The following is a 280-nucleotide window of genomic DNA, read 5'->3' as shown; positions in this document are numbered from 1 at the left end:
CCGGCCGATCCGGGGTGGATCGGGCGGGACCGGTTCATCCTTTCGCCCGGGCATACCTCGCTGACGCTGTACCTGCAGCTGTTTTTCTCCGGGTACGGGCTGGAGCTGAAGGATCTGAAGGCGTTGCGGACCTGGGGGTCGCTGACCCCGGGGCATCCGGAGTACGGGCATACCCCGGGGGTGGAGATCACCACCGGGCCGCTGGGCCAGGGCCTGGCCAGCGCGGTCGGCTTCGCCTACGCCCAGCGGCGGATGCGGGGGATGTTCGACCCGGACGCGC

General features: G+C 70.7%; 1 protein-coding gene. It reads left to right on the top strand.

Translation table 11 applies throughout. The annotated features are described in order from the left end of the window. The coding region (locus tag HGG74_RS21380) for a thiamine pyrophosphate-binding protein (RefSeq protein WP_512698801.1) at window positions 1-280 on the top strand (280 nt) is incomplete at both ends.

It is taken from the genome of Arthrobacter mobilis (assembly GCF_012395835.1).
Lineage (GTDB): Bacteria > Actinomycetota > Actinomycetes > Actinomycetales > Micrococcaceae > Crystallibacter > Crystallibacter mobilis.
Note: the sequence above shows the minus strand (reverse complement) of the source record. Positions and strands in the feature narration are given on the sequence as shown.